The sequence below is a fragment of the Stenotrophomonas sp. STEN013 genome, from assembly GCF_056760355.1.
The window spans coordinates 333,550-350,133 of the sequence record NZ_JBRREO010000004.1; the positions used below are offsets into that span (position 1 = coordinate 333,550).

A 16,584-nucleotide genomic window follows, 5' to 3' on the forward strand; every position below is an offset into this window, starting at 1 on the left:
GAGGGCTGATCGCGCTGGCAGCCCCGGCCAGCACGGGCCGGGGAGTGTTCGATACGCCAGCACAGGTCCAGCAGCGCACAGACGCAACCGCGCAGGAGCGGTCTGCCGGACGCCGGCAGCGCCGCGCTGTGGACAACGGAACAGGGCCGGGCCGGTGGGGGCGACCCGGCCCTTCACAGGCCCGGTGGAACGGTCAGAACTTGTAGCGCAGGCCCAGCGTGTACTGGCGGCCGGTTTCGCTGTATTCCAGCGGCAGCGAGACCGACGGATTGGCCACCCACGATTCCTGGGCTTCGTTGGTCAGGTTGGCGCCTTCCAGGCTGATCTCCAGCTGGTCGCTGATGCGGTAATGGATCGAGGCATCGACGAAGGTGGTGCCGCTCTGGCCATGCACACCCAGGCCCTTGCTGTCGAAACCGGCTTCGGTGCCCGGCACCTGGATCAGGTAGTCGTCGCGGTTGGTCGCCGAGACGCGGCTGGACCACTTCTCGCCTTCATAGAACAGGGTGGCGTTCCACGAGTTGCGCGACAGACCGGTCAGGTCGGCCTTCTGCGCCAGGACGCCGGCGCCGGTGACGTACTGGATCTTGGATTCGACGTAGGTGTAGTTCAGCTGCGTGCCGAGGTTGGACCACTTGCCCGGCAGGAAGGTGAACGGCTGGGTGTAGTTGAACTCCACGCCGGTCAGGTCGCCACCGGGGGTGTTGACCGGGGTGCTGAACACGAAATCGTCGGTGACGGCGGCGTTGAGGTTCTCCAGCAGGCTGGCCGGCAGGCCGCTGCTCGCATACGGACGGGTTTCGCGGGTGTTCTGGATGAAGCTCTCGATGTCCTTGTAGAACAGGCCGACACCGAGCATCGCCCCTTCATTGAAGTACCACTCGAAGCCCAGGTCGGCGGTCTTGGCGCGCACCGGATCCAGCAGCGGGTTGCCGCCACTGACCGTCTTGGCACTGCCACTGACGCTGACCGTCACACCCGGCGTCAAGCTGCCCAGGCCCGGACGCGACATGACCTTGGCCGCACCGAAGCGGACCAGGAAGTCCGGGGTGATCTCGGCCACCAGGTTCAGCGAGGGCAGGAAGTCGTTGTACTCGCGGGTCACCGTGGTGGTGATCGGCGTACCGCTGGCCGTGGCCACGCCGGTGGAGGTCTGCTTGGTCTTGACGTAACGCGCGCCGAGGTTGCCCGAGACCGGCACCGCACCGATGTCGAAACCGAACTTGCCCATCAGCCAGGCGCCGCGATCCTGCTCCTGCACGTTGCGGATGCTGGCGTTGTAGTCGGCCAGCGCGTAGATGCCTTCGCCGCTGAGGATGTCGAACTCGTTGGCGATGCCGTTGAAGTTCGGCACCACCCACTTGCCCGGTGCGCCGGTCATGCCCTGCAGCGCGGCCAGTTCGGTCATGTTGACCGGCACGATCTTGCTGCCGTTGAAGGTCGGCACCACGGTTTCGTTGCCGACGCGGCGACGCTCCATCGAATCGAAGCCGAAGTTCTTGGCCTGCACGCCGCCTTCCAGCGTGAACGAGGGCCCGATCACCCACGAGAACTCCAGCTGGCCGTTGTCGAACTCGTTGGTCACGTAGTTCTGGCGCAGGCGGATCGTGGACAGGGTCCAGCCATTGGGATCGGTCGGATCCACGCCGTAGTTGAACACCGGCTTGTTGACGTTGCCGCGGTAATCGTAGCTGTAGCCCTGGACATTGAGCTTGTCCATCATCACCGTGGCCTGGACCGGGTTGTCGTGCTTGGAGCGCGAGGTGCCCACCTTGCCGGTGATGGTGAAGTTGTCGCTCAGACGGTGCTCGCCATCCAGGCTGATCTGGTAGAAGTCCGTGCTCCACTCGTCGTGGCGGTTTTCGGCGCGGATGTCGACGTTGTCCATCCTGGCGTAGACCAGCGCGCCGTTGCGCACCTCGCCATCGGTGACCAGGATTTCCTTCTTGCCGTCGTTGGACGACTTGCTCAGGCCGTTGGCCTCGATGTACTTCTCGTCGCGCTTGGCGTCGATCTTGGAGTACAGCGCATCCAGGCTGAAGGTGGTGCGGTCGGACGGCTTGAACTGCAGTGCACCGGTCACGCCCAGACGCTTCTGGTCATGCTCCATCAGCGTGTAGCGCGGGAAACGCGGCGCATACACATCCGCCTTCAGCGCGTCCTTGAACGGCGAGGCCACGTTGAAGCCGCCATTGGTACCACCACCGGCCCAGCGCACGGTGCCGGAGCCTTCCTCGACGGTCTCCCGCTCGGAGTAGGCCACCGACAGCAGCGCGCCGAACTTGCCGTCGGCCCAGCTGTTGGCGATCAGGCCGGCAAAGCGCGGCATCGCCGACTGCGAGGCATCGTTGTAACCGGCCTGCACGTTGCCGACGATGGTCAGGCCGTCATAGTCGAACGGACGCGCGGTACGCAGATCGACCGTGGCACCGAGCGAGCCTTCCTCGACATCGGCCGAGGCGGTCTTGCGCGCGATCAGCTGCGAGAACAGGTCCGCGGCGAACACGTTGAAATCGAAGCCACGGCCGCGGTTGGTGCCGCCCTGGCCGTCGCTGCTGCCGACCGTGCTCAGCGCTTCCAGGCCATTGATGCGCACGCGGGTGAAATCCGGACCCAGGCCACGCACCGAGATGTTGCGGCCTTCGCCGCCATCCCGGGTGATCACCACGCCGGGGATGCGCTGCAGCGACTCGGCCAGGTTGCTGTCGGGGAACTTGCCGATATCCTCGGCAACCACCGCATCGACCACGCCGCTCTCGCCGCGTTTGATGTCCAGCGCCTTCTCGACGCTGGCGCGGTAGCCGGTGACGGTGACGGTGTCCAGTTCGGTCGCGGCTGCGCCGCCGGCATCCTGCGCCAGCACGGCACCGGAGTGCAGGGCCAGGCTGATGCCCAAAGCGAGCAAGGTAACCGGTGTCTTTTTCTTCGCGTTACGTGGATCCATGTGCTTCCCCTCTCCAAGGTCTACATGTGATGCGGTGTTCTTGTTGTGTCATCCGCTGAATGACACCGCTAGTCAAAACGGAAAGTAGCAGCTGCGTGAAAGAGGAGCATCTTGCACTGCAGCAGGGGGAAAACACGTGCCAAACCGTTGTCCAGGCACTGCTGGCGGGCAGCGCGGGACAGGACAGCAGGGACAGGATCCACTTATGACACCGATGGTCAAACTTCCGTGCCATCATTCCCGGAAATCGACTGCAAGCAGGAGCGCTTGATGAATTTCCCCCGTGTGGTCTGCTTTGGCGAGCTGCTGTTGCGGCTGGGCGCCCCCGGTAACCAGCTGCTGCTGCAGAGCCCGGCGCTGGAGGTGCATTGTGGTGGCGCCGAGGCCAATGTCGGCGTGTCGCTGGCCCACTTAGGCCATGCAGTGGCGATGGTCAGCGTGGTCGCCGACAACCCGCTGGGCGCGGCGGTGACCGGCGAGCTGCGCCGGCACGGGCTCGACACCAGTCGCGTGCGGCGCAGCGAGGGCCGCATGGGCCTGTACTTCCTGACCACCGGCGCCGGCCATCGGCCCAGCGAGGTGGTCTACGACCGCGCCGATTCGGCCTTCGCCAACGCCCGCGCCGACAGCCATGACTGGCCGGTGCTGCTGCATGGCGCGCAGTGGCTGCACCTGTCCGGGGTCAGCCCGGCGCTTGGCCCGGAGGCCGCACAGGCGACGCTGGATGCGGCCCGCGCCGCCGTGGCGATGGGGATCAAGGTGTCCTTCGATGGCAACTTCCGGCCCAAGCTGTGGGAGCGCTGGGGGGGCGACGCCCAGGCGATCCTGCGCGACCTGTTCGACTGCGCGCATATCGTTTTCGCCGACTACCGCGACATCGGTGTGGTGCTCGGCGGGCAGTTCGCGCAGGCCGATGCCCAGGCGCGCGTGGATGCGGCCGCGGCGATGGCCTTTGCCGCCTTCCCGCGCCTGCAGTACATGGCGTGCACCCAGCGCACCGCGCACAGCGTGGACCGGCATTCGCTCGGCGCGATGCTGCTCGGCCGCGACGGCACCCGTGCCATCGCCACGGAAGAGACGCTGACCGGCATCGTCGATCGCATCGGTGGCGGTGACGCGTTTGCCGCCGGCGTGCTGCACGGGCTGATCGAAGGCTTCGATGTCGAGGCCACGATCCGCTTCGGGTTGGCCGCCGGCTGCCTGAAACACTCCATTCCCGGTGACTTCAACCCGGTCGGCGTCGCCGACGTGATGGCCCTGGTGGGCGAAGGAAAATTCGATGTCCGGCGCTGATCCGCGCGTGCGCGCAATCCTGAAACTGGCACCGGTGATTCCGGTGTTCACCCCCAACGACATCGACGATGCGGTGCAGGTGGCCAACGCGCTGTTCCGCGGGGGTCTGCCGGTGATCGAGGTGACCCTGCGCACCCCGCGCGCGATGGACGCGATCAAGGCGATGGTCGAGGCCGTGCCCGAGGCGGTGATCGGCGCCGGCACCGCGCTCGAAGGCCGGCAGCTGGAGCAGCTCAAGGCCGTGGGTGGCCGCTTCGCGGTTTCGCCCGGCGCCACCGACCGGCTCTATGCCGCCGCGCGTGATGTCGACCTGCCGTTCCTGCCCGGCGTGGCCACCTCCTCGGAGTTGATGCGCGGGCTGGAGCACGGCCTGGACACGTTCAAGTTCTTCCCGGCGGTGCAGGCCGGCGGCGCGGCGATGCTGTCGGCGTGGAACGGCCCGTTCGGCGATGTGCGCTTCTGCCCGACCGGCGGGATCAGCGCGCAGACCGCGCCACAGTTCCTGCACCTGCCCAACGTGCTGTGCGTGGGCGGCTCGTGGCTGACCACCGGCGAGCTGCTGCAGTCACGCGACTGGGCCCGGATCGAGCAGCTGGCGCGCGAAGCGGCCGTGCTGGCCGGCTGATCCACCCGCCGGCGCCTCCTGCGCCGGTTACAGCGGACGGCTGTGGACCGCGGCCGCCGGCATGCGGTCCAGGGCCAGCCACGCGTCCTCGATCACCGCCCGGGCCTGGTCCCACTTCAAGCGCGATTCGCCGCGCGCCTGCTCCCAGTACGCGGCCAGTTCGGCCTCGGTGTCCCCGGTGCCCCGCGGCCAGTCGGCGGCATGGCTGGCCAGCGCGAAGGCATAGGCCGGATAGACATCCCGCCAGCGGGTGAATCCCTGGCGGCGGCGTTTGGCGTAGTCGGCCAGGCTGTATTGCAGGAAGTCCTGCGCCACCTCGTCGGCATCGGCCGCGCGGCGTTTGAAAACACCGCGGCGTATCGCCCCCAGATGGGCATTGAACAGCCGGGGGGCGGAGCGGTATTCCGGATGCTCTGGACGGTACATGGCACGAACCTCCCTGCGGGGTGGACACAGTTACCGCCACCGCCGTCAGCGGGTCGTGATCGCACCGTTACCCGGAGGTGAGCTGCTCACCGCTGGCGCGTCCACTGCCATTGCACGCCCACCGTGACGCTGCGGTCCGGGCCGGGCTCGTAGTAGCGCTGGTTGCCGTCGTTGACGATGACCGAGCCGATGTGGCGCTGGTCCAGCACATTGTCCAGCCGGGCGAACGCGCGCAGCGGGCCGTGCGGGGTGGACCACTGCCGTGCCGCCTCCAGGTTCACCAGAGCGTGGCCGGGCGCGCGCGCATCGCCCCGATCGTCGACGCCGAGGTCACTGGCGGCAACAAGTTCGGCCGCCCAGTGCCAGGTCCCCGGTTGCCACTGCCAGCGCGCGGACAGCTGCTGGCGCGGCACGCCCGGCAGGCGGGTTCCCGCGGCGACGCGGTTGCGCGGCGTGGTGCATGGCGCCGGCACGCCGGTGCAGGTCAGATAGCCCTCGCGCACCGTGGCCTGCAGCCAGGTCGCGGCCAGTTGCAGTTCCTGCGCTGCGCCGACCGGCTGGCGCCAGTCCAGTTCCACGCCCTGGCGGCGGGTGGCGCCGATATTCCGGTAGCTGCTGCGGCCGCCCACATTGGCCGCCACCGCCAGTTCGTCCTCGGTGTCGGCACGGAACAGCGCCAGCTCCAGCCGCGCCCCGCTGTGTCCGTGCCATTTGCCGCCCAGCTCGTAGCTGCGGCTGCGCGCCGCGGCCAGATCCAGCGCCAGCCCGGCACCGCCATCGGCGCGGTAGCCCAGCTCGTTGAAGGTCGGGGTCTCGAAGCCATGCCCGGCCGAGGCATACAGGCGCAGGGCGTCCGTGGCGCGGAACACCAGCCCGGCCACCGGCGTGGTCGCCGCATAGTCGCGCTGGCCGCTGTCGTCGGGATTGGCCGCGGTGCGGTAGTGGTCACGCGAGGCGAACCGCACCCGGCTGTGGCGCGCGCCCAGCAATGCCGACCCGCGCGAACTGAACTGCCACCACGCCTGCGCGAACTGGTCGATATTCCGCACCCGGTCATGCTGGTCGCGGCGCAGCCGCCCCTTGATCCCCACGGTGTCGCCGACAAAGTTCTCGTAGCCGGTACGGTGCTGGCGCTGGCGGTCGGCATTGGCACCCGCCACCAGGTCCAGCGGCTGCCCGGCCAGCGTGCCCTGCCAGGCCCAGCGCGCGTCCAGGCCGCCGTAACCGCTGTCCAGATCGATCACCCCGCCCGCGTGCAGCGGGCTGTTCTGCGGCCCCGGCGGAATAGCCAGGAACTGCTCGACCGCGCGCTGCCCGGCATAGCCCATCAGCCGCCAGGTCTGCCGCCCGCGCTCACGCGTGTAGACCAGGCCGGCCTGCTGCTGGGCGACCGATTTGCGGGTGTTGTACTGGCGCGCCACCGCCGTGGCCTGGCGCGGGTTCTCGCGCACCTGCGCCGCGCTCAGGCCCAGCGGATCCTGCGCGTGCGGTGCCTCCAGCGCGTTGAACAGCAGCGCCAGGCGCTGGCCGGGGGCCAGATCGAAATCCAGCCGGGTGTTGAGCGATTCGCGCCGCGCGGCGCTGTGCTGGCGCCAGCCCGCAGTGGAAAAGTGGTTGGCGGCCACGTTGTAGTGCATCGCAGCGGCCTGGCCCTTGAGCTGCACGCCGCTGCTGGACGTGGCATGGGCGCCATAGCTGCTGCGCAGCCGCCACGGATCACCGGGCTGGCCTTCTGCGCTCCACAGCTGCAACACGCCGCCGGAGGCGTTGCCATACAGCGCCGAGAACGGCCCGCGCAGCACCTCCACGCGCTCGGCACCGAGCAGGTTGAAATGCGACAGCTGGCCCTGGCCGTCGGGCATCGTCGCCGGCACCCCGTCGACCAGCAGCCGCACGCCGCGCACACCGAAGCTCGAACGCGCGCCAAAGCCACGGATCGACAGCTGCGTGTCCTGGGCCAGGTTCTGCCGTTCGCGCGCCAGCAGGCCGGGCACCCCGGCCAGCACTTCGGAAAGCAGCGCGCCCCGGCCGTTGTGGTTGCTGTCCACGTCCACCGTGGTGATGGCCGCCGGCAGTTCGACATCGGCCAGCGCCCGCACCCGGGCCGCCTGCACCTGCACGCGGTCCAGCGTCTGCGCTTCCGGCGCGGGCTCTTGCGCGGCGGCGGGCAGGGCCGCGAGCAGCCCGGAAAACAGGAAAAAACGCTTACATGCCGTCATCGCGCAATGATCGCCGATCCGGCACGGTGGCGGCAGCGCCGCGGAAGCGGAAGTTCCAGCTGAAACCCTGCCGTCAGCGGCTTCCAGCCCTGCTACGATGACGCGGTTCTGGCCGCCGCTGCATGCTTTCGCGCCGGACCGCCCCCACTTCCCGCCACTTGATACGAGTACCGCCGTGTCCTTCTTTGCAACTGTGGAACAGGTTCCTGGCGACCCGATTCTGGGTCTGACCGACGCTTACAACGCCGATACCCGCCCGACCAAGGTCAACCTGGGCGTGGGCATCTACTACGACGAGAGCGGCCGTATTCCGCTGCTGCGCGCGGTCAAACAGATCGAACAGCAGCTGGCCGCCGAGGCCAAACCGCGCGGCTACCTGCCGATCGACGGCCTGGCCGCCTATACCTCGGCCACCCGCGAGCTGGTGTTCGGCAAGGACTCGGAACTGGTTGCCGCCGGCCGTGTCGCCACCACCCAGACCGTGGGCGGTTCGGGCGCGCTGCGCGTGGGCGCCGAGCTGCTGGCCCACACGCTGCCGCACGCCACCGTGGCCATCTCCAACCCGAGCTGGGAAAACCACCGCGCGGTGTTCACCGCGGCCGGCTTCAAGGTGGTGGATTACACCTACTTCGACGCCGCCCGCCACGGCCTGGACTTCGACGGCATGCTCGCCGACCTGGCCAAGCTGGCACCGGGCACCACGGTGCTGCTGCACGCCTGCTGCCACAATCCGACCGGCGCGGACCTGACCGAGGCGCAGTGGAAGCAGGTCGCCGCGCTGCTGAAGGAACGCCAGCTGTTCCCGTTCATCGACATGGCCTACCAGGGCTTTGACAAGGGCATCGCCGAGGACGGCGTGGCCGTGCGCATCGTCGCCGAGGCCGGCATCGACAGCTTCATCGTCGCCAACTCCTACTCCAAGTCGTTCTCGCTGTATGGCGAGCGCGTCGGCGCGCTGTCGGTGGTCGCGGCCGACGCCGCGCAGTCCAGGGCGGTGCAGTCGCACATCAAGCGCATCATCCGCACCATCTACTCCAGCCCGTCCACCCACGGTGCCGCGCTGGTGGCCGGGGTGCTGGGCAGCACCGAGCTGCGCGCGATGTGGGAAGAGGAGCTGGGCCAGATGCGCACCCGCATCCACGCCCTGCGCGCCGGACTGGTGGCCAAACTGGCCGAACTGGGCGCACCGGAGTTCGCCTTCATCCAGCAGCAGGCCGGCATGTTCTCCTACTCGGGGCTGAGCCGCGCGCAGGTGGATACGCTGCGGGACGAGTACGGCATCTACGCCGTCGGCACCGGCCGCATCTGCGTGGCCGCACTGAACCAGGGCAACCTGGATTACGTGGCCAAGGCCGTGTGCGCGGTCAGCCGCGGCTGAGCACCGGCCATGCGCCAGTGACACAAAAAGCCCGGGGAAACCCGGGCTTTTTTGGTATCCCGGCGGGCGTCACGCCCGAGGTCCGCAGCCCGGACAAGCCGGAGGCCGGGAACCGGCGCCTGTCCGTTTTCCCGCCGTCTCATCCCGTCCCCCAGGCCACCAGCGCCGCCCCGATCACCATCCCGCCCAGGCCGGCGCTGACGATGCCGCCATAGCGGGCCCCGCCACTGAGGAAGGCCAGCACCGACTTGGCCAGCGACGCCGACGCCAGCAGGGCGATCACCCCCCAGCGCGCCTTGCCCAGCTCCAGGCCACCGGAGGCGGTGAGGCTGGCGATGCTGGCCGCCGCCGCGTGCAGTTCGGCCAGCCCCGCCACCGTCGCCCCCACCAGCGCGCCGGCCTGCCCGAATACCCGGCGCAGCCCTTCAGACAGCAACAGCACCGCTGCGATGGCCACGGCGATCATCAGCGCGTGCTGCAACTGGAACGCCTTGGCGGTGGAGGTTTCCGGAACCGATTCATCCGGCACATGGCGCAGACCCAGCGCCGCAAAACCCAGCAGCACCAGCGCCGCGGTCAGCAGCGGCCAGGCACTGGCCTGCAACAGCGCAGGCGAGGTGGTACCGAGGATCGCGGCGAACAGCAGCAGCGAAGCCAGATTGGCCAGCAGCGCGGCCGATGCCGAGGGTGCCACCAGCATCGGTGAGGCACGGCTGCTGCGACCGAACCCGGCCACCGAAGCGGTAGAGGAGGCGAAGCCGGAAAGGAAACCGGCCACCGGCAGGCCCCAGCGCGCGCCCACCGCACGCAACCCGACATGGCCCAGCATTCCGGTGCCCATCACCAGCACGACGATCTGCCAGAGCTTGTACGGCACCAGCACTGCCCAGGGGTCCACCGCTGTCACCGGCAACGTCGGCAGCACCACCAGCGCGCAGGCTGCCAGCAGCAGGGCATCGCGCATTTCCTGGTCGCTGATCAGCTCGCGGCTGAAACGTGCCAGCGGGGCCTTGGCCCACAGCAGGATCGCCACCACCACCCCCAGCGCGGCGGCCAGCGCGCGCTGTTGCAACGCCAACCCGCCCAGCAGCACGGTGGTCAGCATGGTGATCTCCCCCGTCAGGCCCGGGTCGTCGGCGGACGTGGCGCGGTAGCTGGTCCATGCCAGTGCCGCAGCGGCCAGCAGCGCCACCAGGAAAGCCGGCGGACCGAGCAGCATGGCCACTGTCCCCATCAGCGCCAGCAACGCATGGGTGCGTACCCCCGCCTGCAGCGGGCGGCCGTTGCCATGCTGACGCTCGCGCACCGCGCCGATCAGCAGCCCGATACCCAGTGCCGACAGCAGCCCCTGTGTCACCTGATTCCAGTCCATGCCACTCCCCTTGCAGGTCCTGCCATGGTACGAGCCCTGTAGATAAAGCCAATGGCCGGCGCGCGGGTCGATCCTGTCCACAAACGGACATGGCATGACCGCTGGCTCGAAAAAAACAGCCCGACCCACGACAATGGCGCTCCTTTCGCCTGAAGGTGGTCCTTGCCCATGTCCCGCACGTCGTTGACCCGCTTCCTGATTGAAGAGCAGCACGCCCAGCGCATCAATGCCGACCTGCGCCAGCTGGTGGCGGTGGTGGCCCGCGCCTGCACCAGCATCTCGATCGCGGTGAGCAAGGGCGCCCTGGGCGGCGTGCTCGGTGATGCCGGTACCGGCAACGTGCAGGGCGAGGCGCAAAAGAAGCTGGACGTGATTTCCAACGAGATCCTGCTCGAAGCCAATGCCTGGGGCGGCCACCTGGCGGCGTGCGCCTCGGAGGAGATGGACCACAGCCAGCGGGTGCCCTCGGAATATCCACAGGGCGACTTCCTGCTGCTGTTCGATCCGCTCGACGGCAGCTCCAACATCGACGTGAACGTGTCCGTCGGCACCATTTTCTCGGTGCTGCGGGCACCCGAGGGTGTGGATAACCCTGGGGATGAACATTTCCTGCAGGCCGGCACCCGGCAGGTCGCGGCCGGCTACTGCATCTACGGACCGAGCACGATGCTGGTGCTGACCGTGGGCCACGGCACCCATGCCTTCACCCTGGACCGCGAAACCGGCGAGTTCGTGCTGACCCAGCGCGGCATGCAGATCCCGGCCGACACCCAGGAATTCGCCATCAACATGTCCAACCAGCGCCACTGGGAGGCGCCGATGCAGGCCTATGTGACCGACCTGCTGGCCGGCAAGGACGGCGTGCGCGGCAAGAACTTCAACATGCGCTGGATCGCCTCGATGGTCGCCGACGTGCACCGCATCCTCACCCGCGGCGGCATCTTCATCTACCCGTGGGACAGCAAGGATCCGTCCAAGGCCGGCAAGCTGCGCCTGATGTACGAAGCCAACCCGATGTCTCTGCTGGTCGAGCAGGCCGGCGGTGCCGCCACCAACGGCCGTGAGCGCATCCTCGATGTCGCCCCGGAGCAGCTGCACCAGCGCGTGCCGGTGTTCCTGGGCTCCAAACACGAAGTGGCCGAAGCCACCCGTTACCACCGCGAGCACGACGCCAGGTAATCCCGATTGCCGGCCACTGTGCGCCCGCGGCCACCGGCAACGTTCCGGTGGCCGTTTTCTTTGCCGCGCTCAGAACAGCTCGCCCTGCGGTGAGGGCTTCTTCGGCGGCAGCGGCGCGATGAACTTGCCGCAGTCCAGCGCCGGCCATTGCTGGCGCGAGGCGTTGTTGAAGCCCAGCCGCTTGCTGGCCAGCTTGAAACGGTTGGCCAGCAGCTCGGCGTAGGCGCCTTGGCCGCGCATGCGCGTACCGAACCGGCTGTCGTAGTCCTTGCCGCCGCGCAGCTGGTTGATGGTGCTCATCACGTGCTCGGCGCGCTGTGGATAATGTGTCTGCAGCCAGTCGCGGAACAGCGGCGCCACCTCATAGGGCAGGCGCAGCAGCACGTAGCCGGCACTGCCGGCACCGGCCCCGCGCGCGGCCTCCAGCACCGCTTCCAGTTCGGCGTCATTGATCCACGGAATCACCGGCGCCACCATCACGCCCACCGGAATGCCGGCCTCGCTCAGGCGGCGCATCGCGCGCAACCGGGCATGTGGGGCCGAGGCGCGCGGTTCGAGCTTGGCCGACAGGTGCGGGTCCAGCGAGGTCACCGAGAAGTGCACGCTGACCAGCTGCTGCGCGGCCAGTGGCGCCAGCAGATCGATGTCGCGCTCGACCAGCGCGTTCTTGGTGATCAGCGAAAACGGATGCCTGGTTTCGGCCAGCACCTCGATCAGCTGGCGGGTGATGCCCAGCTTGCGTTCGATCGGCTGGTAGGCATCGGTGTTGATGCCCAGCGCGATCGGCTGCGGCACGTAGCCCGGTTTGGCCAGTTCGCGGCGCAGCACCTCGGCGGCGTTGGTCTTGGCGAAGAGCTTGGTTTCGAAATCCAGGCCGGGGGACAAGTTGAGGTAGGCGTGGCTGGGCCGGGCGAAACAGTACGAGCAGCCGTGCTCGCAGCCGCGGTACGGATTGACCGACTGGCTGAAACCCACGTCCGGCGAATTGTTGCGGCTGATGATGCTGCGCGCGATTTCCGGACGCACGTCGGTACGCAGCCGTGGCGCGACGAACTCCTCGCTCTCATCGGCCGACCAGCCGTCGTCGACGGCTTCGGCAATCCGGGTTTCGAAACGGCCGGCAAGGTGGCTGGTCGCACCGCGGCCTTTGATGGGGGTGGGTGTAGGCATGCGCCTACGCTAGCGCGCGGCCGTCGCAGCGGGCGCGACGGGCCGTATTCAGCGCCCGCGCGCTTCAGCCGGCAGTCTGCTTGGCGTGGCCGTGGATCACCAGCGTGGCGCTCATCCCGGCGCTGAGCACCGCGCCCTCGGGCACCGAATGCGGATCGATGCTGACCCGCACCGGCACGCGCTGGGCCAGCCGCACCCAGTTGAAGGTGGGCTCGACCTCGGCCAGCAGGTGGCTGCCGGTCGGGCCGGCCGCATCGGCGATGCCGGTGGCGATGCCTTCGACGGTGCCGCGCAGGTGCACGCCGCCGGCCATCAGGCGGATATCCACCGCATCGCCGCGATGGATCCTGGGCAGCTTGGTTTCCTCGAAGTAGCCGTAGACCCACAGGCCTTCACTGGCCACCAGCGCCATGCGCGGGACACCGGCGGCGGCATAGTCGCCCACCCGCACGTCCAGATTGGTGATGCTGCCGTCGGCGCTGGCCCGCACCTGCGTGCGCGCCAGGTCCAGCCGTGCACGCTCCAGGGCAACCTGGGCCTGCTGCAATGCGGCCACGGCCTGCTGGCGGCTGGCGCTGGCGGCATGGGTGCCGGCCTGGGCCTGTTTCCAGCTGGCCTGCGCGGCCTGGGCCAGGGCACGGGCGTCGGCCTGTGCTTCGCGCGAGACCACGCCGTCGAGCCGGGCACGACGCTGCGCCTGTTCCTGCCGCATCAGGTACTCGGCCTGGCTGGCGCTGGCCCCGGCCGCGGCGGCCGAGGTGCTGGCGCCGGCGGCACGCGCGGCGGCTTCGGCGGCGCGCAGGTCGGCTTCGGCCTGGGCCACGGCCAGCTGGTAGCGCTGCGGATCGACCACGAACAGCAGTTCGCCTTTTTTCACCGGCTGGTTGTCCCGCACCGCGACTTCGGTGACCAGGCCGGACACGTCCGGCGCGATACGCACCACCTCGGCCCGCAGGCGCGCATCGCGCGTCCACGGCGAGAGCATGTACTGGTGCCAGACCACGTAGGCCATCACTGCAGCCAGCAGCACAACCACGCAGGTGACACCGCCTCGGATCAGGCTGGCGGTCTTCATCGGGAACCTCGGTCAGGAAAAGGGGGGAAGAAACAGCAGCAGCGCCGCGCAGTAGACGCTGGCAAACAGCGCCACCCGTACCAGCGACGGATGCAGCGCGCGGCGATACAGGCCAACCCGGCCCAGCCCGAAATCGAGCAGGCCAAACACCGGCAACAACAGCACCACCAGCACCAGCGCACCGGGGAAGTAGATGTCGCCGATGGAAATTTCATACGGCATGGCGGGCCTCCTTCAGGCGGTGGTGGCGGCGCGAACGTTGCACGTAGGTGGCCAGCACGGTGGCGCTGTCTTCCAGGCTCATCTGCAGCAGCAACAGGTGCTCGCGCACGCGGCGCAATCGCTGCGGTTGCGGGCCGGACAGTCCGCCCAGTGCCGCCTGCACACTGTCCTGGGCCGCCTGCAGGGTCTGCGCGCGCGGCGTGAGGTACAACTGGCCGAGGCGGGCCAGCGCCTGGCCGATCTGCCGTTGCAGGGCCGGCGGCAATGATTGTTCGGCCAGGTCATGGCGCAGGTCGATCGCACTGTGGCCGGCCTCGTGCACCAGCAGCGCCCATTCGAACAGCTGCCGCGAGGCGCGGCTGCCCGGGGTGGTGCAGCTGGCCACCTGCTGGAACAGCTCGCGGCTGACGCTCTCGAACTTCGGCAGCAGGCCGGGCAGCGGCGCGCTCACCGCCAGCTGCACCTGCGCGCGCAGCCGTTCGAGCAGACGCCGCTGGCGCTGTTTGCCGCCCGGCAATCCCGGCACCAGCATGAACACCGCCATCGCCACGCACGCGCCGATAGCCAGCGTCAGCGAGTTGTCCAGATAGGCCTGCGCACTGGGGTGGAACGACGGCCCCAGGTTCCACGAGACCAGGATGCCGACATTGAGCGCCATGCCGGTCACCGCAAACCGGGGGCGGGTGGAGATGTACAGCGCGGCGATCATCGTCGGCAGGGTGACCAGCACCAGCAGCGGGTAGTCGGTGGCCAGCGCCAGCGCGATGAAGCCGGGCAGGGCGAAGAACGGTGCCACCAGATGACCGAGGGTGGCACGCCGTACCACCCACAGCGGGTCCGGAGCGGCCGAGGCCATCGCCACCAGCGCGGACACGCCGAACACCGCCAGTCCGCCTTGGTTCCAGCTGCTGCACAACCACAGCAACGACAGCGACAGCATCACCACGAAGCAGCGCGTGGCCGCCAGGGCAATCGCGTACCCGTCCTGGGCACGGGTGAAGCGCACCTTGGACAGCCGCGGCGCACGCGCGCGCAACGCGCCCTTGCCGCGTTCCATCCGCGCCTTGGCCTGCACATAGGCATGCAGCTCCTCGGCGAAGCGGCGTACCAGCAGCGCGCTGGCATCAAAGCCGTCCGCGCGCGTGGGCGGCAGCTGCCGCCGCTGTTGCGCCAACGCGCCTTCCAGCTGTTGTCCCAAGTGACGCAGGCGCGTGGCCAGTGCAAGCCGGTCGCCGCGCAGCGTCGGGTCCTCCAGCAGCAACGGCAGCGGCTGCAGCACGCTGCGCACCGCGGCGACCACCTCGTCCTCGCCGCGACGCCGCATCCGGTCCATGTGGTGGTGCAGCGCCTGGAACCGCGAGGTCGCGGCCATGAAGTGCTGGTTGATCAGCTTGAGCTGGCCGTTGCGGCTGCGCAGGATCGGATCGTCGAAATACGCGGTGGCACGCAGCTCCTCGAACTGCAGCGCGCCTTGCACCACGCGGCTCTGGGTGCGTTCGATCACCTCGAAACCCTGCAGGCGCCCGCCGATCGCACCGGCGACGAAATCCAGGAAGTCGTTGAGGTTGCCGTCATCGGCCGCGCGCAGGCCGGCGCGCAGGCGGTTGGGCCACAGCACGTCGAACACGATGCTGGTCACCGCCATGCCCAGCAGCACTTCACCGGTGCGTTCCAGCGCGCTGTTGAGGATGTGCTGGGGCTGGTGGATCACCGGCAGCATGATCATCGCCACCGTGTAGCCGGCCAACACGAAGCCATAGGAGGCCATGCCGCGGCTCCACACCGAGCCGCCGGCACAGAAGCCGGCCCACAGCGCCATCACCGTCACCAGCATCACCGGGCTCTGCGGAAGCAGCGCCACGATCAGCACCGCCATCGCACAGCCGACCACGGTGCCGAGCCCGCGATAGAACGCCTTGGCCAGGACCATGCCGGTATTGCGGTTCATCACCACCAGCACGGTGATCATCGCCGTGCCCGGCGAACTCATCCCCAGCCACATCGCGATCCAGCCGGACAGGTACAGGGCCACCAGCACCTTGCCGATGTAGGCCCAGACCGCCCCCTCGCCGGTCATGGCGTGACGCAGCGTGCCGGTCCAGCGGGACAGCTTCCGGGCACCCGGTGCGCACTCAGCCGGATGCGTACTCATGCGCGGGTTTCCAGCCCCGCCAGCACGCGCGTGAGCAGTGCCTCCATCTGCTGCAGCTCCTGTGCTTCCACTCCGCTGAAAAAGCGCTGCAGCTGCGCGATCACCGCCGGCATCACGGTTTCGATCAGCTGCTCGCCGGCGGCGGTAAGCCGCACCACCAGCTTGCGGCGGTCTTCCCCGCTGGGTTCACGGCTGACCAGGCCCTTGGCCAGCAGCTGGTCGATCAGGCGGGTGACGTTGGAGGACTTTTCGCTGGCGGCCTCGCTGATCTGCGACGGACTCAGGCCCGCTTCGGAGCCGTCGAGCATCATCAGCACGTTGTACTCGGGATGGCTGATGCCGTAATCGCGCAACAAGGCGTTGCCGTGATCGCAGAACAGCTTGTGCACCAGCTTGACCAGCCGCGCCAGCATGGCCTGGTCACGGGGAAAGCCGGGATGGCGAGCGCTGCTGATCGCCAGCTTCTCATCGATGCTGGCGTAGCCGCTGGCTGCCGGGAGCTGTTTATCCATCCCGGTATATTACACTT

The 16,584-nt window shown here is 68.6% G+C and carries 13 protein-coding genes; 4 read left to right on the forward strand and 9 right to left on the reverse strand.

Features of this window, described 5'->3' with window-relative positions; all coding sequences use genetic code 11:
- Positions 1-193: 193 nt before the first annotated feature.
- The gene (locus ACVOMH_RS11125; RefSeq protein ID WP_481551992.1) at positions 194-2,944 is read right to left on the reverse strand and encodes a TonB-dependent receptor; all 2,751 of its coding nucleotides are present in this window, start codon (positions 2,942-2,944) and stop codon (positions 194-196) included.
- Positions 2,945-3,214: 270 nt separating this feature from the next.
- On the opposite strand from ACVOMH_RS11125, the gene ACVOMH_RS11130 reads away from it, so the two are divergent.
- Together ACVOMH_RS11130 and eda are read left to right on the forward strand one after the other, a co-directional pair.
- Positions 3,215-4,237, forward strand: coding sequence for a sugar kinase (locus ACVOMH_RS11130; RefSeq protein ID WP_481551993.1), 1,023 nt, complete (start codon positions 3,215-3,217; stop codon positions 4,235-4,237).
- On the forward strand, positions 4,224-4,862 hold the full coding sequence (gene eda, locus ACVOMH_RS11135; RefSeq protein WP_481551994.1) for a bifunctional 4-hydroxy-2-oxoglutarate aldolase/2-dehydro-3-deoxy-phosphogluconate aldolase: 639 nt from the start codon (positions 4,224-4,226) through the stop codon (positions 4,860-4,862). Before ACVOMH_RS11130 ends, eda begins: the two co-directional genes overlap by 14 nt.
- A 27-nt stretch (positions 4,863-4,889) precedes the next feature.
- Here the strand turns inward: eda and ACVOMH_RS11140 are convergent, their stop codons facing one another.
- Together ACVOMH_RS11140 and ACVOMH_RS11145 are read right to left on the reverse strand one after the other, a co-directional pair.
- Positions 4,890-5,288, reverse strand: a complete 399-nt coding sequence (locus ACVOMH_RS11140) for a hypothetical protein (protein ID WP_057505721.1) — start codon at positions 5,286-5,288, stop codon at positions 4,890-4,892.
- A gap of 86 nt (positions 5,289-5,374) precedes the next feature.
- Entirely contained in the window at positions 5,375-7,507 is a 2,133-nt protein-coding gene (locus ACVOMH_RS11145) for a TonB-dependent receptor family protein (protein WP_481551995.1), read from the reverse strand.
- 175 nt (positions 7,508-7,682) lie between these two features.
- Here ACVOMH_RS11145 and ACVOMH_RS11150 point away from each other — a divergent pair, with 175 nt between their 5' ends.
- Complete coding sequence (locus ACVOMH_RS11150) at positions 7,683-8,885, forward strand: amino acid aminotransferase (protein ID WP_481551996.1); 1,203 nt, start codon at positions 7,683-7,685, stop codon at positions 8,883-8,885.
- Between the two features lie 139 nt (positions 8,886-9,024).
- Here ACVOMH_RS11150 and ACVOMH_RS11155 read toward each other — a convergent pair whose 3' ends face one another.
- Positions 9,025-10,257, reverse strand: a complete 1,233-nt coding sequence (locus tag ACVOMH_RS11155) for an MgtC/SapB family protein (RefSeq protein WP_481551997.1) — start codon at positions 10,255-10,257, stop codon at positions 9,025-9,027.
- Between the two features lie 168 nt (positions 10,258-10,425).
- On the opposite strand from ACVOMH_RS11155, the gene ACVOMH_RS11160 reads away from it, so the two are divergent.
- Positions 10,426-11,436 (forward strand): class 1 fructose-bisphosphatase, encoded by a 1,011-nt coding sequence (locus tag ACVOMH_RS11160; protein ID WP_054660010.1) that lies wholly within the window; start codon positions 10,426-10,428, stop codon positions 11,434-11,436.
- Positions 11,437-11,505: 69 nt separating this feature from the next.
- On the opposite strand, the gene ACVOMH_RS11165 is transcribed toward ACVOMH_RS11160, so the two are convergent.
- The 5 genes from ACVOMH_RS11165 to ACVOMH_RS11185 all read right to left on the reverse strand — a co-directional run bounded on the left by ACVOMH_RS11165 (position 11,506) and on the right by ACVOMH_RS11185 (position 16,567).
- Complete coding sequence (locus ACVOMH_RS11165; protein WP_481551998.1) at positions 11,506-12,606, reverse strand: PA0069 family radical SAM protein; 1,101 nt, start codon at positions 12,604-12,606, stop codon at positions 11,506-11,508.
- A gap of 64 nt (positions 12,607-12,670) precedes the next feature.
- Entirely contained in the window at positions 12,671-13,681 is a 1,011-nt protein-coding gene (locus ACVOMH_RS11170; protein ID WP_481551999.1) for an HlyD family secretion protein, read from the reverse strand.
- A 12-nt stretch (positions 13,682-13,693) separates the two neighbouring features.
- Positions 13,694-13,903 (reverse strand): DUF1656 domain-containing protein, encoded by a 210-nt coding sequence (locus ACVOMH_RS11175; protein ID WP_481552000.1) that lies wholly within the window; start codon positions 13,901-13,903, stop codon positions 13,694-13,696.
- On the reverse strand, positions 13,893-16,055 hold the full coding sequence (locus ACVOMH_RS11180) for an FUSC family protein (RefSeq protein WP_481552001.1): 2,163 nt from the start codon (positions 16,053-16,055) through the stop codon (positions 13,893-13,895). Before ACVOMH_RS11180 ends, ACVOMH_RS11175 begins: the two co-directional genes overlap by 11 nt.
- Positions 16,052-16,567 carry a MarR family winged helix-turn-helix transcriptional regulator gene (locus ACVOMH_RS11185; protein WP_481552002.1) on the reverse strand — a complete coding sequence of 172 codons (516 nt, stop codon included), beginning with the start codon at positions 16,565-16,567 and terminating at the stop codon, positions 16,052-16,054. Before ACVOMH_RS11185 ends, ACVOMH_RS11180 begins: the two co-directional genes overlap by 4 nt.
- Between the last annotated feature and the right edge of the window lie 17 nt (positions 16,568-16,584).

Bases quoted from the DNA above. Each gene is read 5' to 3' on its own strand.
- ACVOMH_RS11125 (WP_481551992.1), bottom strand. From the start codon at position 2,944: ATGGATCCACGTAACGCGAAGAAAAAGACACCGGTTACCTTGCTCGCT.
- ACVOMH_RS11130 (WP_481551993.1), top strand. From the start codon at position 3,215: ATGAATTTCCCCCGTGTGGTCTGCTTTGGCGAGCTGCTGTTGCGGCTG.
- eda (WP_481551994.1), top strand. From the start codon at position 4,224: ATGTCCGGCGCTGATCCGCGCGTGCGCGCAATCCTGAAACTGGCACCG.
- ACVOMH_RS11140 (WP_057505721.1), bottom strand. From the start codon at position 5,288: ATGTACCGTCCAGAGCATCCGGAATACCGCTCCGCCCCCCGGCTGTTC.
- ACVOMH_RS11145 (WP_481551995.1), bottom strand. From the start codon at position 7,507: ATGACGGCATGTAAGCGTTTTTTCCTGTTTTCCGGGCTGCTCGCGGCC.
- ACVOMH_RS11155 (WP_481551997.1), bottom strand. From the start codon at position 10,257: ATGGACTGGAATCAGGTGACACAGGGGCTGCTGTCGGCACTGGGTATC.
- ACVOMH_RS11160 (WP_054660010.1), top strand. From the start codon at position 10,426: ATGTCCCGCACGTCGTTGACCCGCTTCCTGATTGAAGAGCAGCACGCC.
- ACVOMH_RS11165 (WP_481551998.1), bottom strand. From the start codon at position 12,606: ATGCCTACACCCACCCCCATCAAAGGCCGCGGTGCGACCAGCCACCTT.
- ACVOMH_RS11170 (WP_481551999.1), bottom strand. From the start codon at position 13,681: ATGAAGACCGCCAGCCTGATCCGAGGCGGTGTCACCTGCGTGGTTGTG.
- ACVOMH_RS11175 (WP_481552000.1), bottom strand. From the start codon at position 13,903: ATGCCGTATGAAATTTCCATCGGCGACATCTACTTCCCCGGTGCGCTG.
- ACVOMH_RS11180 (WP_481552001.1), bottom strand. From the start codon at position 16,055: ATGAGTACGCATCCGGCTGAGTGCGCACCGGGTGCCCGGAAGCTGTCC.
- ACVOMH_RS11185 (WP_481552002.1), bottom strand. From the start codon at position 16,567: ATGGATAAACAGCTCCCGGCAGCCAGCGGCTACGCCAGCATCGATGAG.